Below are 14863 nucleotides of genomic sequence, written 5' to 3'. Positions count from 1 at the left end.
ACCCTTGGTGACTGATGATATTAAAACGTTTCCCGGTTGAATACCAGATGGATTCGCAGGACTGTGGACCTGCGAGCCTGAAAATAATAGCTAAATATTTTGGAAGATATTATTCCTTGCAATATCTGCGGGACCGCTGCGGAATTACCAATCAAGGCGTTTCTTTACTCGATTTGAGTACAGGGGCGGAGAGTATCGGATTACGGACATTGGCGATTAAGTGTACAATAGAAGAGGTAGTGGGCAGTGTACCGTTTCCTGCTGTTCTCTTTTGGAATGAGAACCACTTTATTGTGATTTATCATGCCGATAAACGTCATGTATGGGTTTCCGACCCCGCCAAAGGACGTATAAAATATACGCATGAGGAGTTTCGTCGCGGATGGTATCCGAAGGGGGAGGAAAAGGGAGTGTTGTTGGCAGTTGAACCGACGGTTGATTTTCAAAGAAGTAGGGAGCAGAAAGAGATGGAGAAGAATAGCTTTATCAGTATCCTTCGTTATTTTATGCCTTACCGAAAGAACTTTGCGACGATTTTTATTGTTATGCTGCTTGTCACCTTGCTTCAGGGGATACTTCCTTTTATCTCAAAAGCAGTGATTGACGTCGGCATTAAAACTTCCGACCTCAATTTCATCCATATGGTATTGATCGGTAATATCAGTATCTTATTGAGCATAACGATATTTAATGTGGTGCGTGATTGGATTCTTTTACATATCACCTCCAGAGTGAACATAGCCCTTATATCTGATTATCTGATAAAATTGATGAAGCTTCCGGTCACTTTCTTTGAGAATAAACTGCTGGGAGATATACTTCAGAGAGCCCGCGACCACGAGCGTATACGTAGCTTTATTATGAACAATTCTCTTTCGTTGATATTCTCAATGCTCACGTTTGCTGTATTCGGTATTATATTGCTCGTTTATAATGCGGTTATTTTTTATATTTTTCTGGCAGGTTCTCTATTGTATGTGTTATGGGTGTTGCTATTCTTGAGTATCCGTAAGAAGTTGGATTGGGAATATTTTGAGCTGGTGTCGAAAGACCAAAGTTATTGGGTGGAAACGGTGTCGGCTATTCAGGATATTAAAATCTATAATTATGAGAAACATCGGCGATGGAAGTGGGAAGAGATTCAGGCACGGCTTTATAAAGTAAACAAACGGGTACTGAATGTAACCAATTCGCAGAATTTGGGAGCACAGTTTATCGAGAATATCAAGAATATGGCGATTGTTTTTTATTGTGCCAGTGCAGTGATTACGGGGGATATCACCTTCGGTATAATGATTTCTACCCAGTTTATTATCGGCATGCTGAACGGACCGTTGATTCAATTCATCAATTTCGTTATCTCGGCGCAATATGCCAAGATTAGTTTCTTGAGGATGAATGAGATTCGCCAATTGGACGATGAAGAAGAACAGTTGGCTATCGGTAGCACTTCTATCGTGCCGGAATGCCGGGATATTACGTTGGAAAATGTACATTTCCAATATTCGGTGAATGCGCCTATGGTACTTAAAAATATCTACCTGCGTATACCCCAAAACAAGGTTACCGCTATCGTGGGTGGGAGCGGAAGCGGTAAATCTACATTGCTGAAACTATTAGTGAGGCTATACAAACCGAGTTTTGGTGAAATCAAAATGGGAGGAATGAATGTGTCGACTATCAACTTACGGCATTGGCGGGATATGTGTGGTGTGGTGATGCAGGAAGGTAAATTGTTTAGCGATACGATTGTGAATAACATAGTGCTTGATGACGAGCATATTGATTATAAACGTCTGCATGAGGTTTGCCGTATCGCACAGATTGAAGATGAAATCAATTCCATGCCTAAAGGCTATGACACAATGATCGGGGAGGCAGGGCGAGGATTGAGCGGAGGACAAAAGCAGCGATTGTTGATAGCGAGGGCATTATATCGCAATCCGGATTTCCTGTTTCTGGATGAAGCTACAAATTCTCTGGATGTGATAAATGAACGAAAGATTGTGGAAGCATTGAATAGTGCATTTCATAACCGGACGGTGGTGGTCATTGCACACAGACTGAGTACGGTACGAAATGCAGACCAGATTGTAGTGATGAATCAAGGCTATATCGTAGAAATAGGAAAGCATGATGAGTTGATGGAGAAGAAAGGATATTATTATTCATTGGTATCGTCACAGGAATAGTATGATGGTAAAGAAAATAGGTCTTGTTCTGGCATTGTCTTTGAACATGACGGGATTGTGGGCGCAGACACAGATTACTTTGGAAAAAGTTGTGAATGAGTGGAGCTTCCATTCGCCTTCGGCGGAGAAATTAAGATTGGCTTATGAGAATATATCGTTGGCTCATAAGAATTATTTGAAAGGTTTTCTGCCTTCAATCGCTTTTAATATGAATCCGGTTTCTTTCAATCATTCTCTCCGGCTCATGCAGAATCCTACCGATGGCAGTTATTCTTATGTAAACGATTATTCGAATACGAGTAATGTGGGGCTTACTGTTCAGCAGAGGATTGGGGTCACGGGAGGAGTATTTTCTGTCAGCTCCAATTTGAGTGTATTAACTGAATTTTCAACTCGTCGGAACAATTTTAATACTACTCCGTTGGCTTTGAATTATTCACAGCAGCTTTGGGGAGGTTATTATACTTATAAGAAGTTGAAGAAGATAGAGCAAATAAAAATACGTAATGCGGCAAGGCAATATTGTTCGGATATGGCTGAAATACAAATAAAAACATTAAATGGCTTTTTGAGTCTCTTTCTAGCTGATATCACACGGAAGTTGGCCTTGAGAAATATAGCGATTAGTGATACGTTATTGATTGCGGGAAAAGCGTTGTTGGATAATGGTCATTTCACTGAATATGAGTATAAACAGTTGGAGTTGCAGGCTAATAATAATCTTTATGTGTATGAAACGTCTCAAAAAGATTATCAAAGGTTGCTTAGGCAGCTTTGGGCGTTGTTGGGAAAGCATGAAATACCGGATAGTGTAGAGGTGGCTATGCCGGATTTTACGTTGCCGTTGACGATTGAGTCGGAAGTAGTGGCAAGATATGCCCGAAAAAATAATCCGTTTGCCTTGTCACAGGAAGCTAAACGTTTGGAGGCGGAGCAGACATTGTTTAATGCAAAATTAAGTAATCGTTTCAATGCGAACATCAATGTCAGTTACGGATTAAATCAGTATGCGGAACATTTTTCGGATGCCTACAGGAAGCCGGATTATAGTCAAGGTGTCATGATTGGTTTTCAGATTCCGATTTTTCAATGGGGAATAAATCGGAATAAGTTACAGATGGCTAAAAACAATTACCGTAATACGATGGTGGAATTGGAGGAAGAGGAGATGGGTTATGCAAATGATTTATTGGATAAAGTGAGTTCTTACAACCATGGCGTGAAATTATATTTTCTGTCTAAACGTTCCTATCAGTTGGCACAGGAGCAATATGAACTTTTATCTGCAAAATTCCGATTGGGCAAGGTTTCGATATATGAAATAACGTCGGTGCAAAAGGATTTGTATGAGGCTTTGAAGAGGTATTATTCTTCGATACAAACGGTGTGGTATCAGTTTTATATGTTACGTAAGATTGCGTTGTATGATTTTATCAATCATTATGAACTTGTGGATACGTTATTGGCCAACTAGCTTTTCCCCATTCTCTCTATGGCTATTTGAATAGAATCTTGTACATTTGTGCCCACGTAATTTATAAAATTCGGATGAAAGAACGAAATAAGCGAGTGTTGGTCGGGATGAGCGGTGGTATTGACAGTACCGCCACTTGTCTGATGTTGCAAGAACAAGGATACGAAATAGTAGGAGTGACCATGCGTGTATGGGGCGATGAACCGCAAGATGCCAGGGAATTGGCTGCACGGATGGGAATCGAACATTATGTGGCGGATGAACGTATACCTTTTAAAGAGACTATTGTAAAAAACTTCATAGATGAATATAAGCAGGGACGTACGCCGAATCCATGCGTGATGTGCAATCCTTTGTTCAAGTTTCGTGTTCTGAAGGAATGGGCAGATAAATTGGGTTGTGAATGGATTGCTACCGGACATTATTCACGACTGGAAGAACGGAACGGATACATGTATGTAGTAGCCGGAGACGATGAGAAGAAAGATCAGTCCTATTTCCTTTGGAGATTGGGACAGGATATACTGAGGCGTTGTATTTTTCCTTTGGGAGATTATACAAAGGTGAAAGTTCGGGAATACCTTGCTGAGAAAGGCTATGAAGCCAAGTCAAAAGAGGGAGAAAGTATGGAAGTCTGCTTCATTAAAGGTGATTATCGCGACTTTCTCCGTGAGCAATGTCCGGAACTGGACACCGAGATAGGAACGGGATGGTTTGTCAATTCCGAAGGTGTGAAACTGGGGCGACATAAGGGGGCGCCTTATTATACGATCGGTCAGCGGAAAGGATTGGAGATTGCCTTAGGTAAACCGGCTTACGTGTTGAAAATCAGTCCGCAGAAAAATACGGTGATGCTTGGTGACGCCGAGCAATTGAAAACCGACTATATGCTGGTGGAACAGGATAACATTGTGGATGAACAAGAGTTGTTCCGGTGTGAGAATCTGGCTGTGAGAATTCGTTATCGAAGTCGTCCGTTACCTTGCCGGGTGAAACGTTTGGAAGATGGTCGTCTATTGGTGCATTTCCTTGAAACAGCTTCGGCTGTTGCTCCCGGACAATCGGCTGTGTTCTATGACGGAAAACGTGTATTGGGTGGAGCTTTTATTGCTTCGCAGCGGGGAATCGGGTTGGTGATTTTAGAGAACGGGACGAATAAAGATGAGTGAAGACCCCAATAATGAAATAAAATAAAGCAATCATAATATGAAGAAACTAATTACATTGATTCTCTTTACAGCCATAGCAGTCAGCATGTCGGCTCAATTCACGCCGGGCGATACTTTGAAATACCGTATTAGTCTGAAAGACAAGGCGGCTACGGAATACTCTCTGCAGAAACCTGAAAAATACTTGTCCGGGAAATCTATTGAACGGAGAAAAAGACAGGGATTGGCAATAGATTCCACCGACTTGCCGGTATGTAGGAAATACGTAGATGCGATACGGAAGAAAGGCGTTCACGTACTTGTTACCGGAAAATGGGATAACTTCGTTACTGTCTCCTGTAATGATAGTATGCTGATAGATGAAATAAGAAGATTGCCTTTTGTTCTTTCTACTGAAAGGGTTTGGATGGGTAAAGTGGAGAAATCTACCCAAAGGGATTCGTTGATAAATAATCCGTTACGCACCGATAGTCTTTATGGTCCTGCTATTACACAAATAAGGATGAGCCGTGCGAATCTTCTTCATAAGGCAGGTTTTAAGGGACAAGGGATGACAATCGCTGTTATTGATGCCGGATTTCATAATGTGGACAGGATAGAGGCGATGAAGAACATCAACATTCTTGGCGTGCGTGATTTTGTAAATCCCGAAGCGGATATCTATGCGGAAAGCAGCCACGGCATGTCTGTTCTCTCTTGCATGGCAATGAATCAGCCGAATGTGATGATCGGCACAGCTCCCGAAGCTTCCTATTGGTTGTTGCGTAGCGAGGATGAATATTCGGAGAATCTGGTGGAACAGGATTATTGGGCGGCGGCAATCGAGTTTGCCGACAGTGTAGGAGTGGATTTGGTAAATACATCCCTCGGATATTATTCGTTTGACGATCCGGCAAAGAATTATCGCTTTCGTGATTTGAACGGACATTATGCGTTGATGTCCCGTGAAGCAGCGAAAGCTGCGGATAAAGGAATAGTTGTTGTTTGCAGTGCCGGAAATTCCGGTGCGGGTTCGTGGAAGAAGATTACCCCGCCGGGAGATGCGGAGAATGTAATCACTGTAGGGGCTATTAATAAAAGAGGAGAACTGGCTCCATTTTCTTCCGTAGGAAATACATCGGACGGACGGGTGAAACCGGATGTGGTTGCTGTAGGACAGGACTCGGATGTAATGGGAACAAACGGTAATCTTCGACATGCTAACGGCACTTCCTTCTCTTCTCCGATTATGTGCGGAATGGTGGCTTGCTTGTGGCAGGCTTGTCCGAAGCTGACGGCAAAAGAAGTAATAGAATTGGTTCGTCGCTCGGGTGACAGGGCCGATTTTCCCGATAACATCTATGGATACGGTATTCCCGATTTGTGGAAAGCTTATTTTGAGTCCTCTTCCAGGGAAAAGAAATAATGTGACCGTTGTATGATAAATGTTGTGAATAAGTCGAAGCTATCAGATTCTCTCTCTTGGGGAGAGGGTGGGGAGAGGCTTTCTCTTTTAGAACTGAATGCACTTGTCCGCCGTAGTCTGGAGCAATGTCTGCCTGATGAATATTGGATACAGGCAGAGTTGAGCGATGTCCGTTCCAATACGACAGGGCATTGTTATCTGGAATTCGTGCAGAAAGATCCTCGCAGCAATAATCTTGTAGCCAAGGCGCGCGGTATGATTTGGAATAACATCTACCGCCTGTTGAAGTCTTATTTTGAAGAAACTACCGGACAGCAATTTACTTCCGGCATTAAGGTGCTGGTGAAAGTGACGGTTCAGTTTCATGAGCTATACGGTTACAGTCTGACAGTGCTTGACATTGATCCTGCTTATACATTGGGAGATATGACTCGTCGTCGCCGGGAAATATTATTGCAGTTGGAAGAGGAAGGCGTACTGACACTGAATAAGGAGTTGGAAATACCGGTTCTTCCGCAACATATTGCCGTTATTTCCTCTGCTACTGCAGCCGGATATGGAGATTTCTGTCATCAGTTGCAGCATAATCCGAGTGGATTCTTTTTCTATACGGAGCTTTTTCCGGCTTTAATGCAGGGAAATCAGGTTGAGGAATCCGTGTTGGCTGCTCTGGACCGTATTAATGCCCGCATCAGTGAATTTGATGTAGTAGTCATCATTCGTGGTGGTGGGGCTACTTCCGATTTGTCCGGCTTTGATACTTATCTGTTGGCAGCTGCATGTGCGCAATTTCCGTTACCTATTATTACCGGTATTGGACATGAACGCGATGATACAGTGCTTGATTCCGTCGCTCATACCCGGGTGAAAACTCCTACGGCTGCTGCCGAACTCCTGATTCACCGGGTAGCGGAAGCTGCGGAGCATCTGGAAGAATTATCTATGCAGATTCAACAAGGAGCTTATATGCTTCTTGATCAGGAACGACGAAAGTTGGAAACTCTCCAAACCCGTATTCCCAATCTTGTTCTTCGCAAACTTGCGGACGCCCGTTTTTCTTTGCTGGCAGTAAAGAAAGATTTGTCACAGGTGATGAAAGCATTGGTAGCCCGTCAATCTTACCGTCTGGAACTTTTGCAACAACGAATAGCGGATGCTTCTCCTGATAAACTATTGAGTCGGGGATATAGTATTACAATAAAGAATGGGAAGGCGGTGACGGATGCGGCTTCACTGAAGCCGGGAGACCATTTGATAACCCGGCTATCGAGAGGAGAAGTTCATTCGGTGGTAGAAAAGTAACTATCCGCTAAACGTGTATTTGTAAAAACATTCATCATTAACATTATATATCAATATCGTGAGAGCAAAAAAAGAAACATATTCTCAAGCAATGGAACGTCTTGAAAAGATCGTTCGCCAGATAGACAACAACGAACTGGATATCGATATTTTAAGTGAAAAAATAAAAGAAGCCAATGAAATTATCGCCTTTTGCAAGGATAAACTGACAAAAGCTGACCGAGAAGTCGAAAAATTATTGCAAGAAAAGAGGCTATCTGAAGAATAAAAGCTATTTTTGTGACTTGATTGCATGGAAAATAAACTAATACATAACAGTATGAAAGAAATAGACTGGGCGAATCTGTCGTTTGGATACATGAAAACAGATTACAATGTGAGAATTAATTTCCGTAATGGTGCATGGGGAGAACTGGAGGTAAGCAGTGAAGAATATCTTAATTTGCACATGGCGGCAACCTGTTTACACTATGGTCAGGAGGCCTTTGAAGGGCTGAAAGCGTTCCGTGGAAAAGATGGTAAAATTCGTATTTTCCGTTTGGAAGAAAATGCTGCCCGTCTGCAATCTACTTGTCAGGGAATTCTGATGGCGGAACTTCCGACAGAACGATTCAAAGAGGCAATTCTGAAAGTGGTGAAGCTGAATGAACGTTTTATTCCTCCTTATGAAACCGGTGCTTCTCTTTACATTCGCCCGCTGTTGATCGGAACAGGTGCCCAGGTGGGCGTACATCCTGCCGATGAATATATGTTTGTTGTATTCGTAACTCCGGTAGGACCGTACTTCAAAGGTGGCTTTTCAACCAATCCGTATGTTATTATTCGTGAGTTTGACCGTGCCGCTCCTCATGGAACAGGTATTTATAAAGTGGGTGGTAACTATGCTGCCAGTCTTCGTGCTAACAAGAAAGCACACGATCTGGGCTATTCCTGCGAGTTCTATCTCGATGCGAAAGAAAAGAAGTATATCGATGAATGCGGTGCTGCCAACTTCTTCGGTATTAAGGATAATACGTATATCACTCCTAAATCATCTTCTATCTTACCCTCCATTACCAATAAGAGCTTGATGCAGTTGGCAGAAGATATGGGTATCAAGGTAGAACGACGTCCGATACTGGAAGAAGAACTGGAAACATTTGAAGAAGCCGGTGCTTGTGGTACTGCCGCAGTAATCAGCCCTATTCAACGTATCGATGATTTGGAAAATGGAAAATCTTATGTGATCTCCAAAGACGGTAAGCCGGGACCCATCTGTACGAAATTGTATAACAAGTTACGTGGAATTCAGTATGGTGACGAACCGGATACGCATGGCTGGGTGACCATAGTGGAATAACTGTATTTTTGAAAATGTCACATGTATCAATTAATATTATTCATTATGTTAAAACAGAATTCAGAATTGCGTGCGCAGGCACGTGAGGCACTTCGAGGTAAGTGGGTGATGGCGGCTGTAGCTGCACTTATTTATTCAGTTATTGTCGGTGGTTTATCAGTTATTCCTGTGATTGGAGGGTTATGCTCGTTATTTGTCGGATTACCGGTTGCGTACGGTTTTGCTATTGTAATGCTTGGCGTATGTAGAGGCAAAGACATTGACTTTGGTACTTTATTCGAAGGTTTTCAGGATTATGGACGTATTTTTGTCACTAAGCTGCTTCAAGGGGTCTATACCTTTTTGTGGTCACTGTTGCTGCTTATACCGGGTATCATTAAGGCTTATTCTTATGCAATGACCGACTTTATCTTGAAAGATGAACCGGAAATGAAAAACAACGCGGCTATCGAAAAAAGTATGGCTATGATGGATGGAAATAAGATGAAGTTGTTCCTGCTTGATTTAAGTTTCATTGGTTGGGCTATCCTTTGTCTCTTTACTTTGGGTATTGGATTCCTCTTTTTACAACCGTATGTGGGTGTTTCCCGCTCTGCTTTTTATGAAGATCTGAAGGCACAACAAAGCGGAAATGCGGAAGTAAAGTAGACGTTGAAGTGAATGTTGAGATTGGATAAGACAAATTAGTATGATAGAAGAATGGAGCATGGCTCTTTCATTTAAGATAAAATATAGCCATACTTCCTTTTACCCGGTTCAATGTGAGCCGGGTAATTTGTTGATGTTTGTCTGTCAGTCAATTATCTTTCTATTGAAATTCGTTTTTTTATTTGGGGACCAAGAATTGCAGCAGCTTGGTAAAATTCAAGGAGAATCCCCTCATCAGCTCAGCCATGCCTTTTCTTTTGTCAGACCTCTTTTTGCGGCATCCTTTCCAAATAGCGAACAGAGCGTGAACAATCCTTTGGATGGTGTCAAGGTTCCGTTTACCGTAAAGAGAGGTATTTGTCGCCTGAACAACAGGAATATATTCGTAGGATTTTCCTTCAGAAAGGAATACCGGAGGAACCTACATCCGATTCCTACACAGAAGAATATATTTATGGTAATTATCTGCCATCTGCAACAATTTCGTTGTATATGATTGAAACATAATATCTTATGGCGTTGCAGATACCTGTTGCAGATATGTTGCAGATCAAGTATCTGCAACACATCTGTTTTAGCTCATGATGGTCTGACAACATGATAAACTACTCTTTCAATCTCACAAGTAAACTCGTATGCTTTGCTATTTTGTATTTGTTGTTATTTCAGCGAACCACTTTGTTTCAATATGGTGAACACTTTGTTTCAACAGGGTGGAACACTTTGTTTCAAGGCGCTGAACACTTTGTTTCAATAAGGTGGAACACTTTGTTTCAATACGGTGAACACTTTGTTTCAAAGCGCTGAACACTTTGTTTCAAAGCGCTGAACACTTTGCGTGTGTAGGTAACCTGTACAAATCCGGTATTTGAATAGTATGTTGCAGATAACTTTATCTGCAACCATCTGCAACAGGTATCTGCAACAGCATAAGTTGTTCGTATTCATTGATTTAGCATGATTTTGTTGCAGATGGCAGATGTTTTGTGCTTTTCAAAAATAGATCTGTACTCCATTTCTTTTTGTCGGTTGCATCAAAATCAGTACCTTTGCGACCTAATCAGGATGGATATGGGAAAGAATAAATTAGAAAAGTTCGCCGATATGGCAAGTTATCCGCACGTATTCGAATATCCTTATTCGGCAGTAGATAACGTGCCTTTTGACATGAAGGGGAAATGGCACAAGGAGTTTTTTAAAAACGATCATCCGATTGTGCTCGAACTGGGTTGCGGACGTGGCGAGTATACCGTTGGCTTGGGTAAGATGTTTCCCGAAAAGAACTTTATAGCAGTGGATATAAAAGGTGCTCGTATGTGGACGGGAGCAACGGAGTCATTACAGGCCGGAATGAAGAATGTTGCTTTCCTGCGCACCAATATTGAAATCATCGAACGCTTTTTTGCCGAAGGCGAAGTGAGTGAAATATGGCTGACTTTCTCTGATCCGCAAATGAAGAAAGCAACCAAACGACTGACCTCTACCTATTTTATGGAGCGGTATCGCAAATTCTTGCAGCCGAATGGTATTATCCATCTGAAAACGGACAGCAACTTCATGTTTACCTATACAAAGTACATGATTGAAGCGAACAGGTTTCCCGTTGAGTTTATGACTGAAGATTTATATCATTCCGGTCTGGTAGATCATATTCTCGGTATTAAGACCTATTATGAACAACAGTGGTTGGATCGCGGCTTAGATATTAAGTATATCAGGTTCCGGCTTCCGCAGGAAGGTAAATTGCAAGAACCGGATGTGGAAATAGAGCTTGATCCTTATCGTAGTTATAACCGTAGCAAGCGTAGTGGACTAAATACAAGTAAATAGAACAGCATTAATATAGGGTCTCCGCATCTCCTTTTAATTGTTCAAGGAGTTTGCGGATTCCATCTTTAAAATTTAATCTTTAATTTTTTATTCAAATGACTCTCTATCCTAAATTGATATTGGATGCATTGGCAACGGTGCGTTATCCCGGTACGGGAAAGAATCTGGTGGAAGCGGAGATGGTTGCCGATAATCTTCGTATTGATGGTATGGCTGTCAGCTTTTCATTGATTTTTGAGAAACCGACCGATCCGTTTATGAAATCGATGTTGAAGGCGGCGGAGACAGCTATTCATACGTATGTCTCTCCTGATGTGCAGGTAACCATCACAACAGAGAGTAAACAAGCTGCTCGTCCGGAAGTTGGCAAGCTCCTTCCGCAAGTAAAGAATATAGTCGGTATCTCTTCCGGTAAAGGTGGAGTGGGTAAGTCTACGGTGTCTGCGAATCTGGCAGTTTCTTTAGCTAAATTAGGCTATAAGGTTGGTTTGCTCGATGCAGATATTTTCGGTCCCTCTATGCCTAAGATGTTTCAGGTGGAGGATGCGCGTCCCTATGCTGAACGTATAGATGGTCGTGACATGATTATTCCGGTAGAGAAGTATGGTGTGAAATTATTGTCTATCGGTTTCTTTGTCGATCCGGATCAGGCAACCTTGTGGCGCGGCGGAATGGCAAGTAATGCGTTGAAACAGTTGATAGCTGATGCAGCTTGGGGAGATTTGGATTATTTCCTGATAGACCTTCCTCCCGGAACCAGCGACATTCATTTAACGGTTGTTCAAACACTGGCTATGACGGGGGCGATTGTTGTCAGCACTCCGCAGGCGGTTGCTTTGGCAGATGCCCGTAAGGGAATCAATATGTTCACTAATGATAAGGTGAATGTGCCGATTCTCGGTTTGGTTGAAAATATGGCTTGGTTTACTCCCGCCGAACTTCCAGAGAATAAATATTATATCTTTGGTAAGGAAGGTGCCAAGAAACTGGCTGAGGAGATGAAGGTTCCTTTGTTGGGACAGATACCTATCGTACAAAGTATCTGTGAAGGAGGAGATAATGGTACCCCCGTTGCATTGAATGAAGACTCTGTAACCGGACGTGCTTTCTTATCCTTGGCTGCGAGTGTTGTCCGTCAGGTAGATCGCCGGAATGTAGAGATGGCTCCGACTCAAATCGTAGAAATACATAAATAAAGGTGTGGGGCGTTTGGAGGACTTTTGTGGTGCGCTCCCGTTTCTCTCCGATGAGGAAGGGAGCGACACCAGAAAGAGAAATTACTGTAATCTGAATACGATAGGAATGGTGTACTTGACAGAAACCGGTTGTCCTTTTTGCATTCCTGGTTCCCATTTAGGCATATTGCCTACTACGCGTATGGCTTCTGCATCCAGTGACGGAGATACGCTGCGTAAGACTTTGATATTCGACAAACTTCCGTCTTTACCAATAACCATCTGTATGATGACTTTGCCCTGCTCCTTACTCTTTTGAGCGATAACGGGATATTTGATACTTCTAGCTAGATACTGGAGCAGGCCGGCTTGTCCTCCCGGAAATTTAGGCATTGTTTCTACCATGGTGAATACTTCGTCTTCATTTTCTCCTTTTGCACTTACTGCTTCTGGAGTTGAATCATCTTTTGCGGCATGGCCCACTACGATTACTTCATCCATATCGGACTGTCTTACCTCTTCTGCCTTGGGAAGTTTCGGACCAGTCAGTCTGAAAACAACAGGAACCGTAAATTTCACATTTACCGCTTCCCCCCTTTGTTTACCGGGTTTCCATTTAGGCATCGCGGCAATTACACGCATGGCCTCTTTGTCGAGATACGGATTGACACTTCGCTCCACTTTCGTATCGGTTATACTTCCGTCCTTTTTAACTGTAAAGCTTACAATCACGCGTCCTTGTGCACCGATTGCATGTGCTTCAGCCGGATATTTGACATTCTGCGACAAGTATTCCATTAGTGCTTGTACTCCTCCCGGAAAAACGGGCATTTCTTCTACAACCTGGAAGACAACGGAGTCTGGTACATTTTTGATTTGAGTTTCCATCCTCTCTTTTCCTTGCTTAGCCACTGGAAGTGCGGCTCCTTCAATTTTCTCTGTAGGAAGTTCTGGAATATTTGTGGCCTCAGTATGCATGGCAACTTCTTCCGTCACTTGTCCCATCATTTCTTTTGCAAATTTTTCAGTGGTACGCGCTACCATTTCGATGTTACTGATAATCATCAAGATAGCAGCCAAGGGAAGAAACATCAGATATTTTGTTCTTCCTATTTCTTTCGTTCTTCGTTTATTCATCATTTTGATACGATTTTTAAGTGGTAAAACATTGAAACTATTTGATAAATTTGCTGCAGCCTTGTGATGTGCCAGCTCCAATAAATGGTACTGGTATGATTTACAATCATGTCCCGTCTCCAATACACGGTGATCCGCCATGTATTCGAGGTTTCCTCTGACTTCCCGTTTCATCAGCCAGACGAATGGATTGAACCAGCAAAAGATACACATTGCCTCGCTGATGAGCACATCTACCGAGTGGTATTGACGGGCGTGCGTCTCTTCATGAGTAATGATTTCACTGATTTCAGATTCCGTATGTGATTGCGGGTGTATGAATATCCAGCGGAAGAAAGAAAAAGGACTGGTTTCTTTCTTTAATAGATGTACGCGTACTCCTTGTATTGTGCTTTTTGAGCATTGGAGGTGTAACCGGATGATGCTACCCAGTTGCACGAAGAAACGTGTGGCGAGTAATAATATTCCGCTCCAGTAGATAACTTTCGAGAACTGTATGATCACCTCTTGCCAGTCCATTGCAGGCTCTTGTAAAGGAGTAACGACTTGCTCCGGAAGGATGATGGTTGCATAAAGATCTGCCATTGCCACCATTGGTTCGTGAGCTTTTATCCATCCCTGAATATTTAGCAAGGGATAAAGCAGAGAGGTGGCAAAGAAACCTAGCAAAGCGATCCTACGCCAATGGAAGAAGGTGTCCTTATGAAAAAATAACCGATAGAATGCGTAGAACAGGGCTATCGCTACATTTATCTTTAGGAAATAAGCTAGTTCCGGAGTCATGGTGATGAATGTTTCCTATTAATTTTCTTTTCCTTTTTCAATAAGTTCGATAATATCTTTGAGATCATCGGTCGAAATTTTCTGGTCTTTGGCAAAGAAAGAAACCATTTCTTTGTAAGAGTTCTCAAAGTAGTTGCGAACTACGCCACTCATAAAATGGCGTTTATATTCATTTTCTTGAATGGCAGGAGTATATTGGTAGGTATTACCCACACGTTTCGGTGTAACATATCCTTTCCGCTCGAGATTCTTTACGATAGATGCTACTGTGGTATAAGGAGGTGCCGGTTGTGTATACTTTGCAACAATGTCTTTTACGAAACAGCATTGTAACTCCCAAATGTAGATCATTGCTTCTTCTTCTTGTATAGTTAACTTTTCCATGGATATATTGTTTAATTACGAATAC

13 protein-coding genes are annotated in these 14863 nt (G+C 42.3%); 11 read left to right on the top strand and 2 right to left on the bottom strand.

Features of this window, described 5'->3' with window-relative positions; translation table 11 throughout:
- Window positions 1–14 precede the first annotated feature (14 nt).
- From AB9N12_RS03845 to AB9N12_RS03795, 11 genes are all read left to right on the top strand, one after another.
- Complete coding sequence (locus tag AB9N12_RS03845) at window positions 15–2192, top strand: peptidase domain-containing ABC transporter (protein WP_369889845.1); 2178 nt, start codon at window positions 15–17, stop codon at window positions 2190–2192.
- Between the two features lies 1 nt (window position 2193).
- Window positions 2194–3666, top strand: a complete 1473-nt coding sequence (locus tag AB9N12_RS03840) for a TolC family protein (protein ID WP_369889843.1) — start codon at window positions 2194–2196, stop codon at window positions 3664–3666.
- 74 nt (window positions 3667–3740) lie between these two features.
- Complete coding sequence (mnmA, locus tag AB9N12_RS03835) at window positions 3741–4835, top strand: tRNA 2-thiouridine(34) synthase MnmA (RefSeq protein ID WP_369889841.1); 1095 nt, start codon at window positions 3741–3743, stop codon at window positions 4833–4835.
- Between the two features lie 37 nt (window positions 4836–4872).
- Window positions 4873–6240: a S8 family serine peptidase gene (locus AB9N12_RS03830; RefSeq protein ID WP_369889840.1), complete on the top strand. Its 1368-nt coding sequence runs from the start codon at window positions 4873–4875 to the stop codon at window positions 6238–6240.
- A gap of 12 nt (window positions 6241–6252) precedes the next feature.
- Window positions 6253–7542, top strand: coding sequence for an exodeoxyribonuclease VII large subunit (xseA, locus tag AB9N12_RS03825; protein WP_369889838.1), 1290 nt, complete (start codon window positions 6253–6255; stop codon window positions 7540–7542).
- Window positions 7543–7600: 58 nt separating this feature from the next.
- Window positions 7601–7810, top strand: coding sequence for an exodeoxyribonuclease VII small subunit (xseB, locus tag AB9N12_RS03820; protein WP_369889836.1), 210 nt, complete (start codon window positions 7601–7603; stop codon window positions 7808–7810).
- Window positions 7811–7834: 24 nt separating this feature from the next.
- Entirely contained in the window at window positions 7835–8881 is a 1047-nt protein-coding gene (locus AB9N12_RS03815; protein WP_369889833.1) for a branched-chain amino acid aminotransferase, read from the top strand.
- A gap of 45 nt (window positions 8882–8926) precedes the next feature.
- Entirely contained in the window at window positions 8927–9529 is a 603-nt protein-coding gene (locus AB9N12_RS03810; RefSeq protein WP_369889831.1) for a DUF975 family protein, read from the top strand.
- 357 nt (window positions 9530–9886) lie between these two features.
- Window positions 9887–10036, top strand: a complete 150-nt coding sequence (locus AB9N12_RS03805; protein ID WP_369889829.1) for a DUF6078 family protein — start codon at window positions 9887–9889, stop codon at window positions 10034–10036.
- Window positions 10037–10600: 564 nt separating this feature from the next.
- The gene (gene trmB / locus AB9N12_RS03800; RefSeq protein WP_369889827.1) at window positions 10601–11359 is read left to right on the top strand and encodes a tRNA (guanosine(46)-N7)-methyltransferase TrmB; all 759 of its coding nucleotides are present in this window, start codon (window positions 10601–10603) and stop codon (window positions 11357–11359) included.
- A 95-nt stretch (window positions 11360–11454) separates the two neighbouring features.
- Window positions 11455–12555 (top strand): P-loop NTPase, encoded by a 1101-nt coding sequence (locus tag AB9N12_RS03795; protein ID WP_369889825.1) that lies wholly within the window; start codon window positions 11455–11457, stop codon window positions 12553–12555.
- An 81-nt stretch (window positions 12556–12636) separates the two neighbouring features.
- Here AB9N12_RS03795 and AB9N12_RS03790 read toward each other — a convergent pair whose 3' ends face one another.
- The gene (locus AB9N12_RS03790) at window positions 12637–14454 is read right to left on the bottom strand and encodes a TonB family protein (RefSeq protein ID WP_369889822.1); all 1818 of its coding nucleotides are present in this window, start codon (window positions 14452–14454) and stop codon (window positions 12637–12639) included.
- Between the two features lie 18 nt (window positions 14455–14472).
- Entirely contained in the window at window positions 14473–14838 is a 366-nt protein-coding gene (locus AB9N12_RS03785) for a BlaI/MecI/CopY family transcriptional regulator (RefSeq protein WP_369889820.1), read from the bottom strand.
- Window positions 14839–14863: the final 25 nt, after the last annotated feature.

Origin of the sequence: Bacteroides sp. AN502(2024), assembly GCF_041227145.1 — a bacterium.
In the GTDB taxonomy this organism is placed as follows: domain Bacteria; phylum Bacteroidota; class Bacteroidia; order Bacteroidales; family Bacteroidaceae; genus Bacteroides.
The sequence above is the reverse complement of the archived record's forward strand: the minus strand, read 5'-3'. Positions and strand labels throughout refer to the sequence as shown.

What these genes read in the sequence shown, in the direction of transcription:
- AB9N12_RS03840 (WP_369889843.1), top strand. Translation starts at nt 2,194, where the DNA reads ATGATGGTAAAGAAAATAGGTCTTGTTCTGGCATTGTCTTTGAACATG.
- AB9N12_RS03795 (WP_369889825.1), top strand. Translation starts at nt 11,455, where the DNA reads ATGACTCTCTATCCTAAATTGATATTGGATGCATTGGCAACGGTGCGT.
- AB9N12_RS03815 (WP_369889833.1), top strand. Translation starts at nt 7,835, where the DNA reads ATGGAAAATAAACTAATACATAACAGTATGAAAGAAATAGACTGGGCG.
- xseA (WP_369889838.1), top strand. Translation starts at nt 6,253, where the DNA reads ATGATAAATGTTGTGAATAAGTCGAAGCTATCAGATTCTCTCTCTTGG.
- AB9N12_RS03830 (WP_369889840.1), top strand. Translation starts at nt 4,873, where the DNA reads ATGAAGAAACTAATTACATTGATTCTCTTTACAGCCATAGCAGTCAGC.
- AB9N12_RS03790 (WP_369889822.1), bottom strand. Translation starts at nt 14,454, where the DNA reads ATGACTCCGGAACTAGCTTATTTCCTAAAGATAAATGTAGCGATAGCC.
- AB9N12_RS03845 (WP_369889845.1), top strand. Translation starts at nt 15, where the DNA reads ATGATATTAAAACGTTTCCCGGTTGAATACCAGATGGATTCGCAGGAC.
- AB9N12_RS03785 (WP_369889820.1), bottom strand. Translation starts at nt 14,838, where the DNA reads ATGGAAAAGTTAACTATACAAGAAGAAGAAGCAATGATCTACATTTGG.
- AB9N12_RS03810 (WP_369889831.1), top strand. Translation starts at nt 8,927, where the DNA reads ATGTTAAAACAGAATTCAGAATTGCGTGCGCAGGCACGTGAGGCACTT.
- trmB (WP_369889827.1), top strand. Translation starts at nt 10,601, where the DNA reads ATGGGAAAGAATAAATTAGAAAAGTTCGCCGATATGGCAAGTTATCCG.
- mnmA (WP_369889841.1), top strand. Translation starts at nt 3,741, where the DNA reads ATGAAAGAACGAAATAAGCGAGTGTTGGTCGGGATGAGCGGTGGTATT.